We start from the raw sequence: 24,286 nt of genomic DNA on the forward strand, positions 1-24,286 counted from the left end.
CATTGAACTTTTTAAGCAAAATCTTTTTATCTGTGAGCACAACCCTAGCACTTCTAGTTAGTGCGCATGCCACGACAACCGAGTCAGTACCATTATCGGCAGACGCCAATAACCAAGCGAGTGTAACTTGTCCTGCTTTTTTAAATCATACGATGCGAAAGCTTAATACCACCACGAGCATTGATATTTGTAAAGAATTTGCCGGAAAACCCCTGTTAATTGTTAATACTGCCAGTAATTGTGGTTTTACCCCGCAATTTAAAGCATTGGAATCTTTATACCAACAATACAAAGATCAGGGTTTGGTGGTCTTAGGTTTTCCTTCGGATAACTTTTTCCAAGAAGAAGACGAAGAAAAGGATACCGCCAAAGTGTGTTACATTAACTACGGGGTGACTTTTCCAATGTTTGCAACCATTGAGGTTAGAGGTGATGATGCACACCCAATTTTTGCTCATTTAGGTGAGCAAACAGCCGCGCCTTATTGGAATTTCTATAAATATCTGGTCAGCAAAGACGGGCAAACAATCCAACGATTTTCTTCGAAAGTTGAGCCGTTATCAACACAATTGACTATGGCCATCGAAGCCGAGCTATAATCAGCCCTATATAAGAGAGAATCTCATGTCGCGTTACATCTGTAATAATAAAAACTTACACGACAAAAATATCACCCAAGGTCCGGTTAATACTGGAAATGTTAAAACAGGGGTGTTGTTGACCAATTTGGGCACCCCTGAAGCACCGAATGCATCGGCATTAAGAGTGTACTTAAAGCAATTTTTAAGTGATCCGCGGGTTGTAGAGATCCCACGGTTAATATGGTTGATTATTCTACACGGCATTATTTTGCGGGTGAGACCGGCTAAATCAGCTAAGTTGTATCAAAGCATTTGGACCGACCAAGGTTCACCTTTGATGGTCATAAGTAAGCAGCAACAACAAAAAGTGCAGCAGCAACTCAACACCTTATATGGCGACGATGTTGAAGTGGCTTTGGCCATGCGTTACGGCAAACCAGATATTGCTTCGGCATTAAAGTCATTTCAAGCGAAAGGGGTGAATAAAATTGTCGTATTACCGCTTTATCCACAATACTCAGGGCCAACAACAGGCTCTACTTTTGATGCGATAACCAACGAAATAAAACAATGGCGCTGGATCCCAAGTTTGCACTTTATCAGTGGTTACCATGACAGTGCGGATTACATCAGTGCCTTAGCAAACAGCATTGCAGAGCAGTTTGAGCAACATGGCCAACCTGAAAAATTGTTGATGTCATTTCATGGTATGCCAAAATTGTTTTTAGACAATGGTGATCCTTATTATTGTTTTTGCCAAAAAACCGCTCGCTTAGTTGCCGAAAAGCTTAACTTAAACTCAAATCAATACGTGGCTTGTTTTCAATCTCGATTTGGTAAAGCGGAATGGTTAAAACCTTATACCGATGACGTGCTTGCGCAACTTGCTCAAGATGGGGTTAAAAATGTGGCCATCGTAAGCCCTGCATTCAGTGCCGATTGTCTTGAAACCTTAGAAGAGTTAGAGCATGAAAGCCGAGAGGTGTTTTTATCTCATGGTGGTAAAAGCTATCACTACATTCCAGCATTAAACGACCGTGATGACCATATTAACTCCATTGTCAATTTGCTTAAGCCTCATATTTAAGTTACTGCGTTGTCGATAAAATAGCCTGTTTACGGTGGTTAGTTAGCCATGTTGTTTGGTTGAATTCACGCCAAGTTGGCGGACGAAATTGGTGATTTAATTGACAATAAATCAAGATCTATATACTATTCGCCAGCATTTTTTATGCGACATAAATTCAAGTTTTTGCCAATAATTGGCAAAAACTTGCCTAAAATTCCATGATAAAAGCGACTATCCGCTTTTTAATTGGCGATCTAAAAAATTCCTTCGTTTGTCCCTTTGATAACGATTAAATATCTAACGTGAGTTAATAAATGTTTGAAATACATGCTAGTAAAGTTACAAGCTTGAAAAATGATGTGCTTTCCGGCTTGACCGTTGCCTTAGCCCTTGTGCCCGAAGCCGTCGCCTTTGCCTTTGTCGCGGGGGTTGATCCATTGGTTGGTTTATACGCGGCCTTTATGGTGGGATTAATCACCTCTGCATTTGGTGGACGCCCTGGAATGATCTCTGGTGCCACCGGTGCTATGGCCGTGGTTATGGTCAGTTTGGTCGCCTTGCATGGGGTGCAATATTTGTTCGCAGCGGTTGTTCTGACTGGGGTATTTCAAATTTTAGCTGGGGTGTTTAAGCTCGGTAAGTTTATTCGCATGGTGCCTCATCCGGTCATGCTCGGCTTTGTAAACGGCTTGGCGATAGTAATTTTCCTTGCTCAACTTGGTCAATTTAAAGAGACCAATGCTGCGGGCGAATTAGTTTGGATGACAGGGATCCCGATGTGGACGATGATTGGATTAATTGCCTTAACCATGGCGATTATTCATTTCTTGCCCAAACTAACCAAAGCGGTGCCGTCTTCGTTGGTGGCGATTGGGGTGGTGACTGGATTGGTGATGTTTATGGATCTAGATGCCCGTACGGTTATTGACTATGTACGTGATATGACCAACGACCCGACTCGCACTTTGGCTGGTGGTTTACCAACATTTAGCATTCCTGAAGTGCCGTTTACTTTAGAAACCCTGTATATTATTTTTCCGTTCTCTTTGGTATTGGCGGCGATTGGTTTAATTGAATCCCTTTTAACCTTAACCCTTATCGATGAATTAACCGGAACACATGGTCAAAGTAACCGTGAATGTGTTGCTCAAGGTGCGGCCAATACGGTTAATGGCTTTTTTGGTGGCATGGGCGGTTGCGCGATGATTGGCCAATCCATGATTAACGTAAATTCAGGTGGGCGTGGTCGCGCATCAGGTATTACCGCTGCTGTTGCGTTATTAGGCTTTATTTTATTTGCCTCAGGCTTAATTGAAATGATCCCAGTAGCGGCATTGGTTGGGGTTATGTTTATTGTTGTTATTGGCACTTTTGAATGGTCAAGTTTTCGTATCATGCGCAAAGTGCCAAAGGCGGATGCCTTTGTTATTGTCTTAGTGTCAGCTGTTACCGTGATTTCAGATCTTGCTGTTGCCGTTGTCGTTGGTGTTATCGTCTCGGCCTTAGTATTTGCTTGGCAGCACGCAAAACACGTGATTGTTAAACGTAGCACAGATGAAAATGGTTGGACTGTATACGATGTTAATGGTCCTTTGTTCTTTGGTGCGGTTTCTAGCTTTTTGGAACAATTTGAGGTGAGCAATGACAGCAAAGATGTGATTGTCGAGTTTAAAAACTCACGCGTAGCAGACCATTCTGCGATAGAAGCCATTGATACTCTAGCAGAGCGTTATATGACTCAAGGTAAGACCTTGCATTTACGTCACCTATCGCCAGAATGTAAAATTCTACTAACCAAAGCTGGTGAACTGGTCGAAGTCAATTACATTGAAGATCCGCATTATCATGTCGCATCGGATAAATTAGACTAATTAGATTAGCGGTTACATACCATCTTAAAAAAGGGCTATGAATTAATAATTCATAGCCCTTTTTTTTATGGCAGCTTAGTGCCATTAGCTGCCCGTTAGCAATTGCTAATATACGATGTTTTTTTGGATTTTTCCTTGGCCCTGCGCCAGAATGCAACAGAGCCTTTATATTATGGTTAATTATATTTGGGCTAAGTCCATGATTGAATGCCTATAACACCATGCCAGCCAAGATAAGCAACAATAATGAATTGTATGGGCAATAAGATTGTCGCTAAAACATTGGCAAACTTTCCTGACGACAGTTTTACGTTTTTACAATACCACCATATGGCCAACACGGTTATTGCCAATAAAAGCAAACTACTCAACATCAAACTAATCGATACCCAGGTTACTCCACCTAGTCGATTTATTGGTGACAATAAGCCAAAGACAAGGAAGAAAATAAATAACCAAGCGCTTAATGAGGCAAACACCACCGCATAACGCACTTTTTCACTGGCGATATTCTGGTAGTGTCTTTTCGATAAACGATTCAACCAAAATATCGCCACGGGCAAGGTTAAAATTAAACACAATAGCCAGAGAATAAGAACGACTTTATCAATCCAGGCACTAAATGCCGATACCGGGCTAAAGACTCGATCACCGTAGTGAAATACGCCTCCCAACTGAAGGTCGGTAGTCTGCACCATAACCACTTCCCCTTTATCATTTTGCCACTTATTATCTCCAGCATAATGCAAATCACGGCGCCAACCGGGAGGGAAAATGCTGGAAAATATTGTGTTGTTAGCTTGTCCGCTTAACTTATTGGTAGCGACCAAGCGTTCTATGAAATAGCGCTTGGCATTACGCGGATTTTGATAACGATAATAGCCTGTCATCTCTTGAGGTGCTTTTGATTGATTTGCTGCGGTTAAACTTGGCTTGTCCCAATGGGCAGTAACAAAGTTGCTGATTTCAGAGGTTATCGCTCTAAAAGCGGCGTCATTTTCACTGTTTTGCAGGACGACAAAACCGGATTTAAATTTTGGCGAATAGGACAACTCAGCGCGCCAACCAGGAAGTGCACCATCGTGACCTCGAAAACGCCAACCTTGATAATAACGTGCATAATTAAATATGCCATAGCCTGCGGGGAAAAGACCAGCGTTAGTCGAATGGGAATGCTCGATACGTTGATAACTTGCATCACTTAATAAATCAGGCGAGCGCATCACCATGGCATTTAACAACTTGCTTATGTCTTTCACACTAATCGAAAGTCCGCCAGCATGGGTCATCAAGATAGGCTTGTAATCTATTTCTTGCTGTTTCGTCCCGTAACCTTTGGCAATAGCTGCGGGGTTATTAAGGTAATTCGCTGTCGATATATCAAGCGGCGAAAAAATATATTGCTGCGCATATTTATCAAACGGCAGGCCCGTGACACTCTCTACGATAAGCGCTGCTACCGTGGCCGCAGAATTGGTATACGCGTGTCGTGTACCGGGTGGCCAGCGAGATGTTCGGCTTTCGGGGTACAGTGCCAGTGCTTGTGCCAGCGGTAACTGAGATTCATTATTGTAAGCAAACTCTTGCAACGCAATCTCATCCCAACCCGTGGTGTTTTCGACTAAGTGCACGAGCTTAATAGGATGGGTTGATTGCCATTGATTACGAAATTCGAGCTTGGGAAGCAACGTTTTCAGCTCATCTTGTAACGATACCTGTTTGGATTCTACCAGTTGCATGATAGCGATCCCGACAATCATTTTACTAACCGAAGCAATTCGATAAGAGGTATCAAAGGTTGCCGCTTGCTTCGCTGCTACATTGGCAAAACCGATGGAGCGCTGGTACAAGGGCTTCCCCTGCTCCAAGATAATATAGCTTAATGACGGTAATTTATGTTTGGCTACGATGCTTGTTATCTGCTCTTCCAGTTGCTCAATATCTGGTGGTGCTTCGGCATGAACGTTGGCAATGCTTATAACAAGCAACAAAGTTGTCGCTATGAGTTGCCAAATAATCTTGTGTACTTTTTTCAAACCCATCTCCTTAAATACATTTTTCAGGTAAGTAAATAGGTTGTAAATGATTTGCGAATGTGAAGGTACAAAACTTATGTTATGTCTTGTTAACTTATGTCAAACTAACCACTTCACAAAAAGTCACATTAGCTAAAGCCCTGATTTATGTTAGAAAGAGCACAGTCTCCGGATATTTATATTTTCGCTGAATTTCGCCTGTTAAAGGCGACTGAACAGCTCATGAAAAACGGAGAACTCGTTAAAATTGAGCCGCAACTGTATTCATTACTTTGGCTATTTATTGAAAACCCCGGTGTTACTGTTTCTAGAAATACCATTGAGCAAATCGTTTGGGATGGCAGGCCTGTCACAGACGAAGCGCTACGCGCTGCAATGAAAAAATTACGGGACTTGCTTGATGATGATGCCCGTTCCCCCCGATTTATAAAAACCATACCCAAACAAGGTTACAAATGGCTTGCCAAAGTAAGTCATGAGTTTGAAGAAAGTGACTTGCGATCACCAGTAACGTTTAAGAAAAATCTGTCGCTGTATGCGGTCTTAGCGGTCTCGCTTGTCATAGCGGTCTTATTATTTAACTTTTACCTGACAGATTCTGATCAACCTGACCTTGATGTGAATAAATCTCCCAAGATCATTCGTCTAACCGAATTGACTGGTTCAGAAGTGGATGCAAACTATCATGCCGAACGGGGTAAATTGGCATTCATCCATCGTGATACCCGGAACAGTCCTCAGCAACTTTACGTCAAGTCGCTAAGCAATAATGTCGTCAAACGTCTAAGTTGGGATCAGGCAAATTACAGCGACAGTTATTGGTCAGCTGATGGAACGAAATTGGCATTTATGCGTTTGCTTGCGCAGCAGACAAGCTTCCACGTAGCAGACTTTAATGAAAATGGTTCGGTTACTCACCTGGAAACTCTCGACTCGCCCGCGTTGAAAGATAAATTTGTCATTGGTTGGTTGCACGGCGATAAAGGCTTATTGCTTGCCGAAACCATGAGACCGAATAAGCAACATCGTATTTATGCGTTTGATATGGCCACAAAAACGCTGCAGCCATTAACCAACCCCAATGTCGCCGGTCGTGGAGACTTCTTGGCTGCTCTGTCTCCCAATGGTGAAATGCTAGCGATACTGCGCGAAGAAGTGTCTCAGGAATCCAGCTTATTGGTAACGTCGTTATCTACAGGAAATTTGATTGCCAAATCGACATTACCTTTTGTTCCCAGTCGACTCATATGGACGCCAGATAGTAATACCATAGCCATGAGTAATTTTTATGGTGAACATGGTCGCTATAGTGTTGCATCCTTACAATACTCAAACACCCCTCTCCTGCCTGAACACAGCCTCGACTTGTTCTCTGCTTGCGGTGAGCAGTGCTACATATTGCGACAACATAATGGTAACTTCCTTGATTTACAGGAAACACCTTTGGTTTCGCTACAGTCGAAAAATCAACCGAAAAAAAACGTGCCGATTCTTGATGGCGGTCGTTTATTGAGACGTGCCAATGCTCAGGATTTCCCTCAGTACTTAACAAATAATGCCGGGATGTTGTTAGTGTCGCTCCAGGGTAAGGAAGTGCTGTTTCAGCAACTAACAAATCAGAACCAATTACGTGATATCGCGACCTTAAACAATATATCACAACTAACTTCGGTTTCTTCATCACCAGACAATGAGTTACTGATTGGTGCATCCGGTGGGCGACTATTCACTGCATCATTTAATGCTGCTGAGAATAAACCCGTCACCTTTATAACGCCTGCACTCGAACGATTCACCAACCCAGTCTGGAATATAGATAGTCGCCACGTTTATGTGGCACGGATGACCGCAAATAGGCCGGATATTTTTGCACTAGACGTGATTACGCAGCAAATGCTGCCAGTGGTAGATAACCTGTTGGCTTTCTCTCCGAGGTCTAATAAGGCTAATGAAGCCATAGGTATCCGACCAGACCTGAGTGTTGTTCGCTTGACCAATCAGAATGAACAATGGCAGCAAGTTGATAGCTTGGGTAAAGTGACATCTGCCAGTCCAAATCGTTGGCGATTGACCAACGAAGCTTTCTATTACACCAAGTATCAAATTCCGGAAGCGTTTTTGTGCAAAATAGACCTTGCTCAAAAAATTAGCACGCATCGAGAAATCTGTTGGTCGATTGGCGATAACCGCTTTCGCTTAAACTTTGATATCAATGTAGACACCAATAAAGTGATGTTGGTGGAATCGTTAAGTGCGGAAAGTGATATCGTGCAATTAACTTGGTGAACAGATAATAAATTTTTACTGGTCATTGAGGTCTAAAGTACATGTCATAACAGAGTACGATGACTAATAAATCCATCCCGTATATATTAAGTGAATGACTCTATATCGCTCAAAGCGGAAGTTAATCTGCCACTTGCCTAACGCCATCCTAAGGATATCGAAGGCAAAGTCAAATAACGCGATACTTACTGCAACACGTTTTATGTTGGACAAATATTTGTCCAACATAAAAATCCCTTTAGCTCTATGCTGTTCGCAGAGCTAAAGGGATTTACAAGGCAAGGTTAACCATTTATGCACACAAAAGGTAAATGGCTTGCTTTTATAGCCCTTTTTTGTCGGCGTTTGTTTTTATTTTCGTTGCTGTATTTGCTGCATCCAGTCTAAGCCGATAGCTGGCGATAGACGAAGGCAGATTGATACTCATTACTCTAGTCCCTTGTTTTGTTCTTTGTTATATCTGTTTTACACTTTCTTTGATCTAACATATCATTAACAATATCATTGACTTAATAATGGATAACACATCCTTGGCACAGCAAGATAAACAGCTCGATTTTTTTGACATTCCCAGCCCGTGTCGAGGCGTGTGCAAATCGGATCAGCGTGGCTATTGTCAAGGTTGCTATCGCACCCGAGATGAGCGATTTGGCTGGCTCAACTTTTCCAACGCCGATAAACTTCGGATCATCAGGTTGTGTCAAAATAGAGAGAAACGTCGAAACGCGACGCCGACAGCAAAAAAACAGGTGGTTGAGAGTCCAATAAAGCAAGCGTCACTATTTGATTTTAATGCAACCGAGCATATTGATACTCAGGTTGATGAAAGTGATTTTAATGATTTTGAACTTTAGCCGTCGCTAGCGTGAGCTAAACATCCTTACGTCGTTTATTTTATCGTCGCTTAGCTCTATTTTTAGTCACTCAGTCACTTTTATTAAAAAAGTAGTTGCAGAGCCTGAGTTAGCACTATATTATGGCGTCACTTTCAACGAAGCAGTACGTAAACCGCCTTGTTAAAGCAGTGCCTTGATAGCTCAGTCGGTAGAGCAGAGGATTGAAAATCCTCGTGTCCCTGGTTCGATTCCGGGTCAAGGCACCATATTAAAAAACCCAGCCTTTGGCTGGGTTTTGTCGTTTCAGCGCATTTATAGTTTACCAACATCTATAGTTTACCAAGCTGTTTGGCGCTTATTGGCCAATAACCGATTTTACCGTGATAGAATTTTTCGGGCGTTGGTGATTAAAAATTGGCTGAGAAAAGACATATAAGAAAGGCTGAGAAGTTTGGCAAAACCTAAGGTAAAAGCCACTGTTCACAGCCTAAGTTAGTTGATTTATACCTATAGGGCTAAATCAATGATCATTTCGGTCAGTTCTTCTTTAGAAATACTGTTGTCGTGGTTTTTATCGAACTTGTGGAAAATGGATTCACACATGTTGATGCCTTTTTGTTGTAGTAAACAATCGATTAATTCAACAAATTCAGAGCGGTTAATTACACCGTCTTGGTCTTCATCAAATATTTCAAAAAGCTCATCTACCCATTCTTTTATTTGCATAGGATTTACCCCCATTTCGATTTATGTCCCTACTTTAATCCTCTTTGTTGCAAATTGAAATGAAGAAATTGTAATTTGTTATGATTATTTACCCATGTGTTAACACCCGCTGAAGCATTGGCATGTACATCCATACTAATTGCCGTAAAATCTATTTGACGAAAATGCCCGGGGGTTTACCCTCAATCCAATAAGTAAAAAATGCATCTAAGGTGCCACTTCGTTGTTTCATTGTGATCCAGTTGTTTAGAAAATTGGCAAAATGTTGATCTTCACTGGTGATAGGAAAAGCATAGGCAATTGGCGCAACATTGGGTTTGGGGATGACAACGCTGTATTCAGGGTAGAGCAGAGTCCAAGCGGTGGCACCCGCGGCGCCATAGAGCATAGCATCGATATTTTTTCCTTGCTCTTTAAAAAATAATCTCGGTGTTGATAACTCCCATACTTCCAAATTAGGCATGTTTTTACGGATCCCTTTGGCATAAAAAAAGGCTTCAGGTACGCCAATTATAAGCTCACCTTGAGTTAAAATTTGTGCCCATTGGCTAAATTCAACGCGCCGTTCATCTTTGACCAACAGAGCTACAGGTTCAGATAAATAGGCTTGTGTTAAGGTGTAATCGAGCAAGTTGCTTGGGGTCACGGGGATCCCTGAGACCATATCAAGGTAGCCATTTTGTAGTAACGTTTGGGTTTGGTCACGATAAATTTGCACAAACTCAAGGCCAACGTTGAGTTCGGTCGCCAATAAATGGGCAATTTCAATGTCCATGCCAACCAATTCACCATTTTTGTTATGAAAAGTGTAGGGCAATGAGTCCCTGTAATACCCCATCCTTAAATAACCACGTTGCGCAATTCGCGCTAAAACATCGCCTCTGATGTGGTTTGGTGAATGATTTAGATCTGGCTGTTTTAATACATTATGTTCAACCGCTGGCAATAATAAATTTCGATTTATAAACTTTTCATAGCCTTGATATTGATGGGTTATGGCATCAAAGCCATAACTTAAAGCCCATAAAATAAGCCAAGTACCGAGTGGCGCTGCCAGCACAAAACTAAAAAATGATTTTGGATAAAAACGCACTTTATTCATCAATAATAAGGTGACTAATAGGCTTAACGCGGTAATAAACATCACCGACATTAAAGCCGATAAACGCGAGACAATGACTTGCTCAGAAATTAAAAATAGCTCAAACATCCCATCATTGATGTTAAAACTAGTTAAAAGATTGGGAACCGCAATCATCACCGAGCCAAATAACTGCATCAAGCTGATGGCTATCAGTTCAGGGTACTGACTTAAAGCAATGTCTTCGCCAGCAAACCAACCGGCAAATAAGACAAACAAAATGGACAGTAGTTTTCCACCAAGTGGCAGGCTGTAAGATATTGGTACAATAACCGATGGAATGCGACGAGCATCATTATACGTTTTAGCGTAGTCGCGTAATTGATCGCGAACACTCTCGACAATAATTGGTAAAACCACAAACAAACTGCCTGTTGCAAATGCGGTGACAGCGGCCTCTTTCGCTGTTTGCAACACCTGCTTGTAACTTAATGGGGTAATGATCGCAAGTAACATGGGTAAGATCATAAAAGTTAATAAAACAACGATACTGGCTGCGGTAATGGTATATACAGCGATGGCATTGAGCTCATCGGGTTTGATGCTTGCCGATGCGTTCCAGGCAATGGCTAAAAAGCCGATAGGGCTGACTTTCATTACGGCGTTGGTTACCAGCGAAAGGGCATGGCGTATATCTTTAAACACATACAAACTACGCCGCTTATTTTCGACCCCAATAAAACCGACGCCGACAAAAATACTAAAAATCACAATAGCAGGTACCGTTGATTCGGCAAATGAAGCGAACGGATTGGCGGGAATGAACATTTTTAAAAAATCTTGTGGTGGCGCTACATTAGCAATACTGGGGTTATAAAAGGCCGCCGATTGCCACTTAGGGAAGGCCGTTGGGGCAATGAGGATAATAATAAGCGCACAGAGCAATAAAATAAAAAATGTGATAGTGCCATATACGGCAAGCTTTTTGGCTTGAATTCGGCTCATCGAACCAATGCCAAAAATCAATGAAACCGCAATATAAGGTAGCGCAGTCATTTGCAGTAATAGAACAAAGCCTTGGCCAATTTGGGCTAAGAATGGGCTGGTATAATGTGTCGAAAAGCCAATGATCAAGCCAATAATCAAAGCCAGAATATTGATATTTCCCATTATCAACCCTTTTAGTTCTATACCCAGATATATTTCACTGCTAGGTATGTTTTTGCGCAAATTAAGTTTAATATAGAAAATATCAAATGGTTAATTGCTCGTCATAATAATAAAAATAAAGAGGCAAGATGTTTAACGCCCAACGAGAACTTACAAATCACATAAAACCAATGTCGTATGTTTTGGTTTTGTCTTTGCTTGGTTTTTTATTGAATTTATACCCAGTTGGGTTATTCGCTAATATTCACCTTATTTTAGGTAATGTCGCTTTTATCATCGTCGCGATGCGATTTGGTGTCACTTACAGTTTACTCTCAGCAATTATAGTCAATACCTCGTTATGGATGGTATTTGGTCACCCCTATGGGTTTTTAGTCTTTACTCTTGAAGCTGTCACTGTGTCGTTTTTGAGGCGTCGTGGTTGGTATATTTTGTATGCAGATTTACTGTACTGGTTGTGTATAGGCATGCCATTGACCGCGGCTATCATTATTTCTATAACCGACTTTTCTCAACCGCTTGCGCTGTTAACCACCATTAAGCAGGGCTTTAATGGCTTGGTTTGTACAACCTTGGCAGGCTTGATTGTGTATTTATTTCCAAAACCCTTTAATGTGTCGTTTCGTCAACAACCTGAGCTGTTAAGAACATTAAAAAGTCAGCTAATTTATATTACCAGTTTGGTGATATCGTTTTCGATTATCACGACCTCTTTGTTTGTCAGTTTACATGTTGTCGATACCATGCATGAAACCATCGAGCAGCGAATTGAAGACCATAAAGTGGTGATGTTACGCGAAGGTAATATGGAAATTGTGGTCCAGCAAAACGCCATTAACTTAGCCATTAATTCCATTAACCTTGCCGATTATGATCAAGACAAAATTCATCAAGTTTTAAACTTATATTTAAATACTTACCCAGTGATTAGCAGCACATTTATTGCCAACAAAGCTGGAAAAACTTTACACAAGTCGATTCGTAATGAGCAGTTATTAAATTTGCAAACCCACCCACCTAAGTCAGAACAGCTTAAAGGGTATGTTGATGAGGTGATTAAACAAGACAAGGTTAAGTATTTTGCTTTATTTAAGGAAGACAATAAGTCTTATTATTTAATGGGCAAGCGTCTTAGCGAAGCTGGAAATCGAGTGCTTTTTAATATCATTGATTTAAGCTTGTTTGAGGGCTTAATCCCACAACATAGTCAATCGGTAATGGACTTTGTGATCACCAATAAAGATGAAAACATCATCATAAGCTCTCCTCGCTTTAAGCATTTCTCCGGTCATGTATTTAGCTTTAAAGCCAGCCCAGATCTCACTTTTAAGTCACTTGAGCGGGTCAGTGTGCAAGAACGTATCGATGGACCTTATCAAAAAGATTATTACCTTTCACAAGCCACCCTACTTAATGGCTGGGTATTGTATGTGATGTATGATACCAACAGTGTTATCGAAAAAGTGGAAAGAGAGTTTGTTCTGATCTTTTTATTGTTGTTTCTGTCTTTGTTCATCTCTATCAGCTTAACCACACGAATTGGCAGTGAACTGACTAAGCCATTAAAATTTATTTTTCGCCAATTAAATAAATTTAATAACCGTAATGAGATGTCATTTAAGCCTCTTTATAAAAATATGGCGGTAGAAATACACGATTTATATGATGAGTTACAACGCAGTAAAGGGCAGATTATTAATCATCAGTTAGAGCTCGAGCAAATTGTTGAAGAGCGCACATTAGCGTTACAAGAAGCTAATGAGCAATTAAGGCGTCAGGCGCAAAAAGATGGATTGACCAATATTTACAATCGACGTTATTTTGATGAAAACTTTCGTTTTCATCAGAAAATTGCTTGGCGTAATAAACGCAACATTGCTTTGGTGTTATTAGATATCGACCATTTTAAACGGGTTAATGACACACATGGTCATATCGTTGGGGATGAATGTTTAAGGATTCTGTCGGTTATTTTAAAGCAACATTTCAGTCGCGAAACCGATCTCATTGCGCGTTATGGTGGGGAAGAGTTTGTCCTTGTGTTAACGGATATCAATTCGCATCAACTAGAACGAAAATTAGAGAATTTAAGAAAGGCCGTAGAGCATAGAGCGATCATTGCAGAAGATGGTTCGACGTTTTGTTTAACCATTAGTATTGGAGCGCTGGTGGCAAATGCTTCATTTGCAAACGATGCCGAAGATTGGGTAAAAGTTGCGGACTTATGTTTATACAAAGCGAAGAAATCGGGTCGAAATCAAGTCAAAATAGAGAATTTTAGTAAATACCTTTCTTTAGAGACCTAGTCTGTAATCGAGTCTTTTGCTCGCGTTAAAATAACAAGATAAGGAAAAAGCCAGATGTAAAGCCTCTGGCTTTTTCAGCTCTGCAAAGATATTAATAAATTACAAGCTGATAGTCGTATGTACTTTCTCTTGTTCAATATGATCCGGTTCAAACCAGCGGGCGGTGATAGATTTTGTTTGCGTCCAAAATTGCACAACTTGTTTACCGTTCGGCCCTAAGTCACCCAGCTTAGAGGCGCGTGAGCCCGTAAATGAAAAAAACGCTACCGGAACTGGAATCGGTACATTAATACCAATCTGACCAACATCGACATCATTTTCAAATTTTCGTGCGACATAGCCAGAAGCGGTGAAAATAGAAGTACCATTACCATTTGGGTTCGCGTTAATGATGGCAATAGCTTGCTCTAAGTTTTCCGCTTCTAGGATGCACAGCGCTGGGCCAAAGATTTCCTCACGGTAAATATCCATATCAGGTGTGACATTGGTAAAAATGGTGGGGCCAATAAAATTACCTTGCTCGTAACCTTTGACAACGGTGTCGCGCCCATCAACCAATAAGTTGGCTCCTTGACGAACACCGCTGTCAAGTAAAGTTAGGATCCGTTGTTTGGCTTGTGGCGAAATAACCGGTCCTAAGTCGGCATCGCGGTTGGTACCAACATCCACCACCAACGATTGGCACTTGTTGGCTATTTCATTTAGCCATTGACGGGCTTCACCCACCAATATGGTCACTGGATTGGCCATACAGCGCTGACCCGCTGCCCCAAAAGCTGAGCCTAAAATATCATTGATGGCACGTTCTTTATTCGCGTCAGGCATCACCACCATATGATTTTTAGCCCCCATCATCGACTGAGCACGCTTACCATTTTGACTGGCTAAATTGTAAACATGAGTGCCGACATGGGTCGAGCCAATAAATGAAACGGCTTTAATATGCTCATTAGTGCACAGCTGATTAACCACATCGGCACCACCGTGAACGACATTGAGCACACCAGCAGGAACCCCAGCTTCTAAGGCTAATTCTGCCATTAACATGGATGACGAAGGGTCTTGTTCTGAAGGTTTTAACACAAAAGTATTGCCACAGGTTATGGCCGCAGGAAACATAAACGAAGGTAGCATGACTGGAAAATTAAATGCGGTTATCCCTGCGCCCACCCCAAGAGGTTTGTTGATTGTGTATACGTCAACCCCTTGGGCTACGTTATTGGCCATATCGCCCATTTGTAAGCGGGCTATGGTACAGGCATTTTCTACCGCTTCTATAGCTCGCCCAACTTCACCTTCGGCATCGGGCAGGGTTTTACCATGCTCTAGGGTGATTAATTTGGCAATATCTTTGCTTCGCTGCTGTAACAGTTGTTGGAACTTCAACATAATGCGCATACGTTTGGTGATAGAGGTATTACGCCAAGTGTTAAACGCTGCAGCCGCATTCGCGATGGCGTAGTCGACTTCGTCTTTTGTTGCCATGGGCACTTTGGCTACGACTTCTTGTGTTGCTGGATTTAATACATCTAGCCAAACATTTGTTTTAGAACGAATTTTCTCGCCATTGATAAGTAAAGGGATTTCGCGGATCGTCATTTTGAACTCTTATTGTAATTATTTATTATGCCTTTAGAGTAAATGATTGGTTAAAAATCGCAACCTCTTGGTCACTTATTATACGAATAAGAAAACGCCACTGGGTAGGATTAAGCTTTTAGGTCTATGGCATCTAGGAGGGCAAAGCAAGCAAGGTTAGCGATACCTTGCTTGCAGTCTTTTTAGGTGGGTTTTATTACGATAAGTCACTCATTGTAGCGACTCATTAAGCTTGTTTGTTGTCTTTTAAGGCATAGATAAAGTTCATTAAGTCTTGGCTAATGCGTTGCTCTAATGAAACCGCTTGCTCGGTTGGGCAAAACAAAATAATGGTAAAAACAAATTGAGCATGTTCATTGGTGGTAATGCGAATGTAAGGCTCTTCCCCCGGTAAATCGACCCCAAGGCGCTTTTCGATAACACTGTTGTAACGACGACCGACTTCAAAAAACTCTTTCGAATAGCTATCCATTTTTTCAAAAATGTGCTCACGAGCAAGATAAACATTTACCTGTGCATCAGTGACAATTGAAAAAGTATGATAAACGTAGCGTTTCATAAAGTTCATATTTTTCACGGTATAGGTTAAAAACTGACTGTTTGGAATGGTTAAGGTTTTGCCAGTGTAATTATAGTTATTGTTTTCAAAGTCAATCTCATGCACGGTCGTTGATAAAATATTGTGTTCAATGACTTCGCCATAATTATCACCTACTCGAATCCAATCCCCAATTGAAAAGGCATTGGAGGATGCTCTTAAAATCGAACCACTAAAACATAAGATCAATTCCTTTGATGCGATCACAATCGCCACCGCAACAGCAGCAATAGATAGTGCGAATTCTTGCAGCTCAATCCACCATAAAGTAAATAAGGTAAGCGCAATCATTAGTACCGACATATTTTTGGTACGTGAGATCCATACACGGTGCTTTTCATTGAGAAAGTCATGATCTCTTCGAATGCGATTAATGATCAGATGACTAATAAATTGAACGGCAATAACAACACAAATTGAAACAATTATTTTTTGCTCTAAAAATAATAAAAAGTAGGAATAGAATTCTTGCATGAATAGACCAGTACCGATGTGTTCATCTCTTAGGATTGGGTGGATATTACGGCTAAAAAAGCAGAGCAATGATATCGCGATAATCCAAGCACAAGCAACCATATATCGATAAGAATACCGATAAGTAAAGGTTAACATGTTGTAAATAAAATGTTTCTAACGTATAAAGGATGAGTCATCTAACAATAATAATAATGTGACGGCAAAAATTAATAATACGAAATCAGGATATATTTATATTAAGGGAGAATCCTATGTCTCACACTTTTCCATTGAGAACACTTGCGCTTGCGATCAGTATCGCGATAAGCAGTCAATCCGTATTTGCAGAAGAAGTTAAAGAAACTCTCGCTGAAGATATGGAACAAATTGTTGTTGTTGGTTCACGAGCCGCTCCTCGCTCGGTTGCTGACTCACCTGTTCCTGTTGATGTGATTGGTTCTGATGAGTTATCTAAGTCCGGTACGTCCGACATGTTAGATATGCTTGTTAGTGCGATCCCATCATTTAATGTTCGAGCACAGCCGATCAGTGATGCTGCAACACTTATTCGCCCGGTTAACCTTCGTGGTTTGCCTTCTGATTCAACATTAATTCTATTAAATGGCAAACGTCGTCATCGCGCTTCTGTTATTGCGTTCCAAGGTGGTGGAGTCAATGACGGTGCACAAGGCTCTGATATTTCGGTGATCCCGAGTGTGGCCTTAAAGCAAGTGGAGGTTTTACGTGATGGAGCTTCAGCACAGTATGGTTCAGATGCCATTGCTGGGGTGATGAACTTTGTTTTAAAAGATGACCGCGAAGGCGGCTCGATGTCGGTTAAATACAGTGAGTTTGCAGAAGGTGACGGTGGTACAACCATTGTTGATGGTAATGTCGGCTTACCGTTTACTGAAAATGGTTTTGCAAATTTAAGTTTTCAGCTAAAAAATGCTGATCCGACAAGTCGAAGCTTGCAACGTCCAGACGCTGCTGGCTTAGCGGCAGCTGGAAATCCTGATATCGAAAACCCAGCGCAAATTTGGGGTAACCCTGAAATTAAAGATGACGTTAGCTTGTTTGCCAATGTTGGTCTCGACCTTGATGAGCATACCCAAGCTTACGCGTTTGGTAACTACTCAGAGCGTGATGTAACCGGTGGTTTTTACTATCGTAATCCACACAACCGTGGCAATGTCTACTCGATTGATGGTGGTGATACCTTATTAGTCGGTGATGTTGGTTTAGCGACGACGGGCATGCCGACCTGTTCATGGTCTAATGCAACCGCAGAAACACCATTAGCGTCATCGAATGTGCCTGCCGATGTGCCAAATGTGTTAGATACCGCTGAATACCAAGCTATGGTGGCAGATGCAAATTGTTTTTCAATGAACCAAATCTTCCAAGGTGGTTATACTCCAGCGTTTGGTGGCAACATTACGGATACCTCGATAACCGGTGGCGTTAAAGGTGATATCACAACAGGTCTATTAGAAGGTTGGTATTTTGATTTAAGTGCTTCCGTTGGCCGCAGTGAGTCAAGCTTTAATCTAAAAAATACGTTAAACCCTTCATTAGGGTTAGATACTCCAACCGAATTTGAAACCGGTAAGTATATTCAATTAGAGAAAAACTTTAACTTTGATTTAGTTAGATCATTTGATGTTGGCTTGGCTGACGACTTGCATTTTGCGACCGGTCTAGAATGGCGAGAAGAAAGTTTTGAAATTGTTTCAGGTGAAGAAACCTCATGGCAAGCCGGACCTTATGCTGATCAAGGCTTTAATATTGGCTCTCATGGTTTTAAAGGTTTTGGTCCTGAATCTCAAGGCCGTAATGATCGTCGCAACTGGGCAACCTATGCTGATGTTGAGACTATGTTAACGGAAAAACTGATGGTTGGTGCAGCCTTGCGTTGGGAAGATTATGACACCTTTGGTAGTACTTCAGATTATAAAATTACTGGACAATATAAACTCACTCAATCGTTATCTGTTCGTGGTTCACATAGCACAGGCTTTAGAGCGCCAACGGTAGGTCAAGCAAATGTCGTAAATACCCAAACATCTATTGTTAATGGTAATTTAATACAGACCTTTATTGCACCACCAACGAATCCATTGTCATCATTTTATGGTGGTAAAGAGTTGGAGCCAGAAGAGTCAACAAGCTTTGCTGGTGGTATGGTGTTCCAACAAGGTGAATTATTTGTTACCGTCGATTACTACAATATTGCGGTAGAGGATCGTATTGCTCAATCAAGTCAAATTTCAGTAAACCCTGAAGATTATGACGCACTTGAAGCTCGTGGCGTCAGCAACCCTGAACTTATTTCAGCGGTTACCTTCTACAACAATGACTTTGATACCACAACCCAAGGTGTGGATCTTGTTGCGAACTACAATATGTCATTGCTTGATGGTGATACGGCTCTTAGCTTAGCGTATAACTGGAATGAAACGGAGGTTGATAAACGCAATCCTGACACCACCAACGATGGTAAGGTTCGTCGACTTGAGCAAGGTATGCCAGATCATCGAGCCACGTTTACGATTGCCCAAAACTGGGATTCAGTTTCGGCCTTTATTCGTACCAACTACTTTGGTTCATACTATGCAACTCATGCCGATGATACTTCTGAATGGGGTTCTGAAATGGCAAGTGCAGCCTTGACCTTCGATGCCGAGGTAACTTACTATGCAACCGATAACTTAGTGTTATCAGTAGGTGGTAATAATATCTTTGATCAAGAAGCCGAAGAGTTGAAGAAAACATTAAGTGATGGCAGCGCCGGCGCTTATGCAACTCTTGGTGGTAAGTACTATGAAAGTGGTCCATTTGACTACAATGGTGCTATCTACTACGTAAAAGCAAGTTATAGCTTCTAAGAGAGTTTGTAACGTCTAATAACAAAGGGATCGTCAGATCCCTTTTTTAATGCCATAACATGTTAATGGTTCGCCATATAGGCCGTTGTTAAGGTGACCAATGTTTTAACCCCGGTGGTTAAGCCGCTTTCATCAATAAAAAATTCTGGGGTGTGATGGGCTGGTGCTTTTAAGCTCGATTGGCCTTTAGGCATACCGCCAACACCAAGAAATAAACCTGGAACTTGTTGCTGATAAAACGAAAAATCTTCGGCGCCGGTTTGGGCTTTGGCGGGTAACACGTTGTCATCTCCCAAACTGTTAGTTAAAGCAGGAAGCATAGAGTGCATTAGCTTTGGGTCGTTGTAGGTTACTGGGTAATTGGCACCAAAAGGGAGGAGTACATCCACTTGGGCATTCATACTGGCAGCGATATTGGTTGCTTTGCGATGAACCGCTTCCCTAATTTGCTCACGCATCTTTGGGTTTAATGAGCGCAGGGTGCCAATAATTTCGACCTCACTTGGAATAATATTACTTCGTACACCACCATGAATGCTGCCAACCGTCACCACTGCAGCGTCTTCAATTAACGTTAATTCACGAGAAACGATGGTTTGTAAAGCAAGAATGATTTGAGCGGAAGTGACAATCGGATCAACACTTTTCCATGGATATGCGCCGTGTGCCTGCTTGCCTTTTACCACCAGCTTAAAAGTATCGACAGCGGCTAAAGTACCACCTTCTCGATAGCTGATTTTGCCAGCCTCTAAATTTGACCAGATATGCAAACCAAAAATCACGTCAACATCAGGGTTTTTCAATACCCCTTGTTTAACCATAAGTTCAGCGCCACCCTCTTCTTCTGCTGGCGCACCTTCTTCAGCGGGTTGGAAGATGAATTTTACTTTACCAGTAAGAGCTTGCTTATTTTGAGATAAAATTTTGGCGGCACCAAGTAACATGGCAATGTGTGCATCATGACCACAAGCATGCATTACCCCAACTTGTTGACCATTAAATTCGCTCACTTGCTTTGAAGCAAAAGGCAAGTTGGCTGTTTCGCTAATGGGGAGGCCGTCAATATCGGCTCTTAAGGCAACCACAGGGCCGGGTTTTTCTGAATCAACAATGGCGACCACCCCAGTGTGCGCGATACCCGTTTTAACCTCAAGGCCCATTTTTCTGAGTTCTTGTGCGATGGTCTTAGCGGTATTAAATTCTCGATTCGATAATTCAGGATATTGATGGAAGTGACGGCGCCATTGAATCACCTCTGATTCTATGGCTTGTATTTTTTCGGACCAATTTTCAGCGGCCGCAGGCGACATAAAAATCAGCCCAATTAGCCATCCTAAAAAGGCTTGTTTAAACATTAGAAATCCTTAATAAAATCTGTCTGTAGCTTTTAGCTTAAGACATAGATTAAGGATTTCAAACAAAGGTTTATTGAACGAACAGGGGATTATGAAATGGACGTCTTAAAGATCCCACTCATCTTCATCAAGCAATTCTTTCAGACGTTTACGCTCAAGCAATTCATCAATACGCTGACGAGTTTTAGCGTGCTCTTGATTACCAACTTCTTTATCTAAATTGGCAGAGCTATCGTCTTGATAATCTGCATCATCAATACCCATTTCGAGATCATCAACAATTTTACTTCTCGACATGACAACTCCTAAATAAACAAAAATGCCATAAGTCAGGACTCTCGATAAGTCCTGACTTATTTCGAAAGATAGGAAGAATTTTCCTTTAGGTCAAACAAAAAAATATAAAAACGAATCATTTGCACAGAAATCCGTCAGGCCAGAGCGCTCTTAGCTTTCGGCGACTATTCAGATGTAATTAAGATGTAATAAATGGCGGTTTTTATAAGCTAAATTAAATCAATCAATTAGCGAGAGCGGAAGGTCTTTTACTGTCGTTTCTTTTCTTTCGCACTGAATAAAGGTATTTTAAATGTAAAAAATAGAAGGGAAATTGTTATGTTGCGCAAAAATATCTTAATAACCGGTGCCAGCTCTGGTTTAGGTTATACCATGGCATTAAAATTTGCTGCCCTTGGGCGTGATTTGATTTTGTGTGCTCGCCGAGAAGATAATTTAGAGGCGTTGAAGGAGCAAATATTTTTGCAGTGGCCTCATGTAAAAGTCGCAATTTATAAGTTAGATGTTAATGATCATGAGCAGGTATTTAAGGTATTTAAACAAGCACGAGAAACATTTGGCCACATAGACCGGGTCATTGTTAATGCCGGCATCGGCCAAGGCGCATCTATTGGTACCGGTTATTTTGAAGCCAATAAGCGCACGGCCAATACCAATTTTATCGCGGCACTGGCTCAGTGCGAAGCTGCCATGGAAATCTTTCGCTTTCAAAATGCAGGCCATCTAGTAGCCATATCTTCGGTGAGTTCACAACGAGGATTTCGTCGTTCAATGAATGTATATGCTGCCACCAAAGCCGCACTAGCATCCCTTATGGAAGGTATTCGCATTGATGTTTTAGACACGCCAATAAAAATATCAACGATACATCCGGGTTATATCCGTACTGAAATCACCGACGCCGATAAGAACCCCCCTTTTATTGTCGATGTTGAGAGAGGGTGTGACGCCATCGTAAACGCTATTGAAAAGGAGGTAAACATAGCTTTCGTCCCGACATGGCCATGGGCGATAATGCGCTACCTCCTCAAACTCATGCCACTTTTTGTGTTGCGAAAATTCAGTTAAATTTAAGCAATAAGCTGTCGACACTAGATCAGTTCAAAAAGAGCATGGCGTGCACTCCATGCTTATTATTACGGTCACGCCGACGGCTCAAATGGCTAGGCAATCTGAGTTAAAAATCAACTCGAACGACCTGGGCGAGATCAACAATTTCGCTGCCGCCTAAACGCTTATTTAAATGTTGAGCCGTTTTATAAGCCTCTGCTGATTCGGCAAATTGAATAATATTCTCACCATTACATACCACAGCGTTTGCCACTTTTCCCTCATTGAGGCGGTGACTCTTTATGGTTTTACGCAAATGCCAGACGTTATCTTTTTGTACCGACTTGCACACTTCAATTAACGCACTTTCGATTTGTGGGTTAAGAGAGCCTTGAGCCTGAATGCTAAGCGAAAAGACAAGGGCAGATACGACTGATAATCGAGTAACAATATTTAAGGTTTTCATGTTCAACTCCTTCGAATGACTGACGATACAGTTATAATTTTGGCTTAATTTGAACAAAAAAATGTAAATCAAACTCGTCAGGGTGTAACAGGGCATGACAATTTCATCACCCTAATAAAAAAGATTTTTATAATAAATTCATGTGCTAAGCGAAATAACTAGCAAAAAATTGCAAAAGCCCTGACATATTTGTTTACATGGCGTCGGCAATGCGCCAATTTTATTGCGATAAATGTCGATAAACGGTAGAAAATATACGATGAAATTTTGCTTAAATTTAAAATATGATTGCTAATAAGGGTGAGATAGCGCTAATATACTGGATGTATATCCATGTAAAAGGGGTTGGTGTTGCAATAAGATACAACAACCTAATAATGGAGAACAGAACAACGTAATCTAAAGAGCCAGTATCGGCCGGTTATTGACAAGAAAAGGAAACAGCATGGCAGTAGAAAGTCGGTTTGTAGTAATTCGTAATGGAGTGGAGGTTGAAACATTTATGGACAAGAAAAGTGCAGACGAGTACGACAAGATGCTCGACATGGCAGACAGTTTGTCCGAATTGTTCGAACAATCAGCATTGGAATTAAATGAAACTCAGTTAGAAGACATCAGTATCTACTTGGCGAAACACCGTGAAGATGTGCTTGTTGCATTACAGGCGAAAAAGCCTAAAGAAACGAAAAAGGCCGTGGCTAAGACAAAGTCGCAACCTAAAGCTAGCAACAAAGACGCCGAAGTAAGCGACGTAAAACCTCTAAAAACGGCAAGTTAAGATATAAAATCGGTGTTAGATTATACACTGGTTCGAAGCAACCGTCGTCGAACCATTAGTTTGCAAGTCAAACAGGCAAAACTTCGGGTGTTGGCGCCAAGCTATGTTGCAGAGTCTGAAATCCAGCAGCTTGTGCGCCAAAAGCAAGATTGGATCAAACAAAAAATAGCCCAACAAAATACGTTGCTTGCCACCAGTAAAACCCGTCAATTTACCCAAGGCGATGTGTTTTTTTATCTTGGTCAGCCATTAACCTTGGATATACAACAAGGGATAAATAATCGCGTTCAACAAAGGCCGACAACCCTAGTGGTTGAACTCTCCAATACGTTTTTTCATCACCCAAAAAGAGCAATCCACATTAAGGCTTTGTTGGAGCAATGGTACATTCAACAGGCCAAAACCATTTTGTCGGAACAAACCTTAAAAATGCAGGCTTTAACCAAGTTAAATCCAAGCAGTTTAACCATTCGACTTTATAAAAGTCGGTGGGGCAGTTGTGATAATCACCAACGCGTCAAGTTAAACTGGCTTCTCGTGATGGCACCAATGGAGGTTATCCACTACGTCATTATCCATGAACTATGCCATCTAAAACATTTGAATCATTCCAGCGCCTTTTGGCAATTAGTCGAGACGTTTTACCAACCGATAAAACCAGCAAAAGATTGGTTGAAAAAACATCAAGGTGATTTGGTTTGGTAGCCTATTTTGCACACCCTTAAAAAGCTAATAAAATGTTAATTATTGTTTATAAATTATTGACATAAACATTGCCCTAGGGCAGAGTAAGTTATATGACTATTTTAATGCGCACCACCATAACACGTATTACCA

18 protein-coding genes and 1 tRNA gene are annotated in these 24,286 nt (G+C 41.3%); 11 read left to right on the forward strand and 8 right to left on the reverse strand.

Annotation, left to right across the window (positions count from 1 at the left end; translation table 11 throughout):
- The first annotated feature begins 2 nt into the window (after nucleotides 1-2).
- From ACAY00_RS01590 to ACAY00_RS01600, 3 genes are all read left to right on the forward strand, one after another.
- Nucleotides 3-599 carry a glutathione peroxidase gene (locus ACAY00_RS01590; protein ID WP_371376314.1) on the forward strand — a complete coding sequence of 199 codons (597 nt, stop codon included), beginning with the start codon at nucleotides 3-5 and terminating at the stop codon, nucleotides 597-599.
- 25 nt (nucleotides 600-624) lie between these two features.
- Nucleotides 625-1,668, forward strand: coding sequence for a ferrochelatase (gene hemH / locus ACAY00_RS01595; RefSeq protein WP_371376316.1), 1,044 nt, complete (start codon nucleotides 625-627; stop codon nucleotides 1,666-1,668).
- A gap of 296 nt (nucleotides 1,669-1,964) precedes the next feature.
- Nucleotides 1,965-3,521 carry a SulP family inorganic anion transporter gene (locus ACAY00_RS01600; RefSeq protein ID WP_371376320.1) on the forward strand — a complete coding sequence of 519 codons (1,557 nt, stop codon included), beginning with the start codon at nucleotides 1,965-1,967 and terminating at the stop codon, nucleotides 3,519-3,521.
- A gap of 191 nt (nucleotides 3,522-3,712) precedes the next feature.
- On the opposite strand, the gene ACAY00_RS01605 is transcribed toward ACAY00_RS01600, so the two are convergent.
- Nucleotides 3,713-5,557 carry a serine hydrolase domain-containing protein gene (locus ACAY00_RS01605; RefSeq protein WP_371376323.1) on the reverse strand — a complete coding sequence of 615 codons (1,845 nt, stop codon included), beginning with the start codon at nucleotides 5,555-5,557 and terminating at the stop codon, nucleotides 3,713-3,715.
- Between the two features lie 222 nt (nucleotides 5,558-5,779).
- On the opposite strand from ACAY00_RS01605, the gene ACAY00_RS01610 reads away from it, so the two are divergent.
- The 3 genes from ACAY00_RS01610 to ACAY00_RS01620 all read left to right on the forward strand — a co-directional run bounded on the left by ACAY00_RS01610 (nucleotide 5,780) and on the right by ACAY00_RS01620 (nucleotide 8,945).
- Nucleotides 5,780-7,843, forward strand: coding sequence for a winged helix-turn-helix domain-containing protein (locus ACAY00_RS01610; protein ID WP_371376326.1), 2,064 nt, complete (start codon nucleotides 5,780-5,782; stop codon nucleotides 7,841-7,843).
- Nucleotides 7,844-8,358: 515 nt separating this feature from the next.
- Entirely contained in the window at nucleotides 8,359-8,697 is a 339-nt protein-coding gene (locus ACAY00_RS01615) for a DUF1289 domain-containing protein (RefSeq protein ID WP_371376329.1), read from the forward strand.
- Between the two features lie 172 nt (nucleotides 8,698-8,869).
- A tRNA-Phe gene (locus ACAY00_RS01620) sits at nucleotides 8,870-8,945 on the forward strand.
- 241 nt (nucleotides 8,946-9,186) lie between these two features.
- On the opposite strand, the gene ACAY00_RS01625 is transcribed toward ACAY00_RS01620, so the two are convergent.
- Both ACAY00_RS01625 and ACAY00_RS01630 read right to left on the reverse strand, forming a co-directional pair.
- Entirely contained in the window at nucleotides 9,187-9,405 is a 219-nt protein-coding gene (locus tag ACAY00_RS01625) for an EF-hand domain-containing protein (RefSeq protein ID WP_371376331.1), read from the reverse strand.
- A 151-nt stretch (nucleotides 9,406-9,556) separates the two neighbouring features.
- On the reverse strand, nucleotides 9,557-11,656 hold the full coding sequence (locus ACAY00_RS01630) for a cation:dicarboxylate symporter family transporter (RefSeq protein ID WP_371376334.1): 2,100 nt from the start codon (nucleotides 11,654-11,656) through the stop codon (nucleotides 9,557-9,559).
- A 128-nt stretch (nucleotides 11,657-11,784) separates the two neighbouring features.
- On the opposite strand from ACAY00_RS01630, the gene ACAY00_RS01635 reads away from it, so the two are divergent.
- Complete coding sequence (locus ACAY00_RS01635; protein WP_371376337.1) at nucleotides 11,785-13,962, forward strand: diguanylate cyclase; 2,178 nt, start codon at nucleotides 11,785-11,787, stop codon at nucleotides 13,960-13,962.
- Nucleotides 13,963-14,061: 99 nt separating this feature from the next.
- On the opposite strand, the gene ACAY00_RS01640 is transcribed toward ACAY00_RS01635, so the two are convergent.
- The gene (locus ACAY00_RS01640) at nucleotides 14,062-15,561 is read right to left on the reverse strand and encodes a CoA-acylating methylmalonate-semialdehyde dehydrogenase (protein ID WP_371376340.1); all 1,500 of its coding nucleotides are present in this window, start codon (nucleotides 15,559-15,561) and stop codon (nucleotides 14,062-14,064) included.
- A gap of 226 nt (nucleotides 15,562-15,787) precedes the next feature.
- The gene (locus ACAY00_RS01645; RefSeq protein ID WP_371376343.1) at nucleotides 15,788-16,633 is read right to left on the reverse strand and encodes a mechanosensitive ion channel domain-containing protein; all 846 of its coding nucleotides are present in this window, start codon (nucleotides 16,631-16,633) and stop codon (nucleotides 15,788-15,790) included.
- 254 nt (nucleotides 16,634-16,887) lie between these two features.
- Here ACAY00_RS01645 and ACAY00_RS01650 point away from each other — a divergent pair, with 254 nt between their 5' ends.
- Nucleotides 16,888-19,503 carry a TonB-dependent receptor plug domain-containing protein gene (locus tag ACAY00_RS01650; RefSeq protein ID WP_371376346.1) on the forward strand — a complete coding sequence of 872 codons (2,616 nt, stop codon included), beginning with the start codon at nucleotides 16,888-16,890 and terminating at the stop codon, nucleotides 19,501-19,503.
- Nucleotides 19,504-19,565: 62 nt separating this feature from the next.
- Here the strand turns inward: ACAY00_RS01650 and ACAY00_RS01655 are convergent, their stop codons facing one another.
- Both ACAY00_RS01655 and ACAY00_RS01660 read right to left on the reverse strand, forming a co-directional pair.
- The gene (locus ACAY00_RS01655; protein ID WP_371376350.1) at nucleotides 19,566-20,858 is read right to left on the reverse strand and encodes an amidohydrolase; all 1,293 of its coding nucleotides are present in this window, start codon (nucleotides 20,856-20,858) and stop codon (nucleotides 19,566-19,568) included.
- Between the two features lie 105 nt (nucleotides 20,859-20,963).
- Nucleotides 20,964-21,155 (reverse strand): PA3496 family putative envelope integrity protein, encoded by a 192-nt coding sequence (locus ACAY00_RS01660; protein WP_371376352.1) that lies wholly within the window; start codon nucleotides 21,153-21,155, stop codon nucleotides 20,964-20,966.
- A gap of 318 nt (nucleotides 21,156-21,473) precedes the next feature.
- On the opposite strand from ACAY00_RS01660, the gene ACAY00_RS01665 reads away from it, so the two are divergent.
- Nucleotides 21,474-22,223 (forward strand): SDR family oxidoreductase, encoded by a 750-nt coding sequence (locus tag ACAY00_RS01665; RefSeq protein ID WP_371376355.1) that lies wholly within the window; start codon nucleotides 21,474-21,476, stop codon nucleotides 22,221-22,223.
- A gap of 109 nt (nucleotides 22,224-22,332) precedes the next feature.
- On the opposite strand, the gene ACAY00_RS01670 is transcribed toward ACAY00_RS01665, so the two are convergent.
- Complete coding sequence (locus ACAY00_RS01670; RefSeq protein WP_371376358.1) at nucleotides 22,333-22,671, reverse strand: DUF3718 domain-containing protein; 339 nt, start codon at nucleotides 22,669-22,671, stop codon at nucleotides 22,333-22,335.
- Nucleotides 22,672-23,116: 445 nt separating this feature from the next.
- Here ACAY00_RS01670 and ACAY00_RS01675 point away from each other — a divergent pair, with 445 nt between their 5' ends.
- Together ACAY00_RS01675 and ACAY00_RS01680 are read left to right on the forward strand one after the other, a co-directional pair.
- On the forward strand, nucleotides 23,117-23,449 hold the full coding sequence (locus tag ACAY00_RS01675; protein ID WP_371376361.1) for a YebG family protein: 333 nt from the start codon (nucleotides 23,117-23,119) through the stop codon (nucleotides 23,447-23,449).
- Between the two features lie 12 nt (nucleotides 23,450-23,461).
- Nucleotides 23,462-24,154, forward strand: coding sequence for a M48 family metallopeptidase (locus ACAY00_RS01680; protein ID WP_371376364.1), 693 nt, complete (start codon nucleotides 23,462-23,464; stop codon nucleotides 24,152-24,154).
- Nucleotides 24,155-24,286 lie beyond the last annotated feature (132 nt).

It is taken from the genome of Thalassotalea sp. 273M-4 (assembly GCF_041410465.1).
Classification (GTDB): Bacteria; Pseudomonadota; Gammaproteobacteria; order Enterobacterales; family Alteromonadaceae; genus Thalassotalea_A; species Thalassotalea_A aquiviva.

What these genes read in the sequence shown, in the direction of transcription:
- hemH (WP_371376316.1), top strand. Translation starts at nt 625, where the DNA reads ATGTCGCGTTACATCTGTAATAATAAAAACTTACACGACAAAAATATC.
- ACAY00_RS01600 (WP_371376320.1), top strand. Translation starts at nt 1,965, where the DNA reads ATGTTTGAAATACATGCTAGTAAAGTTACAAGCTTGAAAAATGATGTG.
- ACAY00_RS01610 (WP_371376326.1), top strand. Translation starts at nt 5,780, where the DNA reads ATGAAAAACGGAGAACTCGTTAAAATTGAGCCGCAACTGTATTCATTA.
- ACAY00_RS01615 (WP_371376329.1), top strand. Translation starts at nt 8,359, where the DNA reads ATGGATAACACATCCTTGGCACAGCAAGATAAACAGCTCGATTTTTTT.
- ACAY00_RS01625 (WP_371376331.1), bottom strand. Translation starts at nt 9,405, where the DNA reads ATGCAAATAAAAGAATGGGTAGATGAGCTTTTTGAAATATTTGATGAA.
- ACAY00_RS01630 (WP_371376334.1), bottom strand. Translation starts at nt 11,656, where the DNA reads ATGGGAAATATCAATATTCTGGCTTTGATTATTGGCTTGATCATTGGC.
- ACAY00_RS01635 (WP_371376337.1), top strand. Translation starts at nt 11,785, where the DNA reads ATGTTTAACGCCCAACGAGAACTTACAAATCACATAAAACCAATGTCG.
- ACAY00_RS01640 (WP_371376340.1), bottom strand. Translation starts at nt 15,561, where the DNA reads ATGACGATCCGCGAAATCCCTTTACTTATCAATGGCGAGAAAATTCGT.
- ACAY00_RS01645 (WP_371376343.1), bottom strand. Translation starts at nt 16,633, where the DNA reads ATGCAAGAATTCTATTCCTACTTTTTATTATTTTTAGAGCAAAAAATA.
- ACAY00_RS01650 (WP_371376346.1), top strand. Translation starts at nt 16,888, where the DNA reads ATGTCTCACACTTTTCCATTGAGAACACTTGCGCTTGCGATCAGTATC.
- ACAY00_RS01655 (WP_371376350.1), bottom strand. Translation starts at nt 20,858, where the DNA reads ATGTTTAAACAAGCCTTTTTAGGATGGCTAATTGGGCTGATTTTTATG.
- ACAY00_RS01660 (WP_371376352.1), bottom strand. Translation starts at nt 21,155, where the DNA reads ATGTCGAGAAGTAAAATTGTTGATGATCTCGAAATGGGTATTGATGAT.
- ACAY00_RS01665 (WP_371376355.1), top strand. Translation starts at nt 21,474, where the DNA reads ATGTTGCGCAAAAATATCTTAATAACCGGTGCCAGCTCTGGTTTAGGT.
- ACAY00_RS01670 (WP_371376358.1), bottom strand. Translation starts at nt 22,671, where the DNA reads ATGAAAACCTTAAATATTGTTACTCGATTATCAGTCGTATCTGCCCTT.
- ACAY00_RS01675 (WP_371376361.1), top strand. Translation starts at nt 23,117, where the DNA reads ATGGCAGTAGAAAGTCGGTTTGTAGTAATTCGTAATGGAGTGGAGGTT.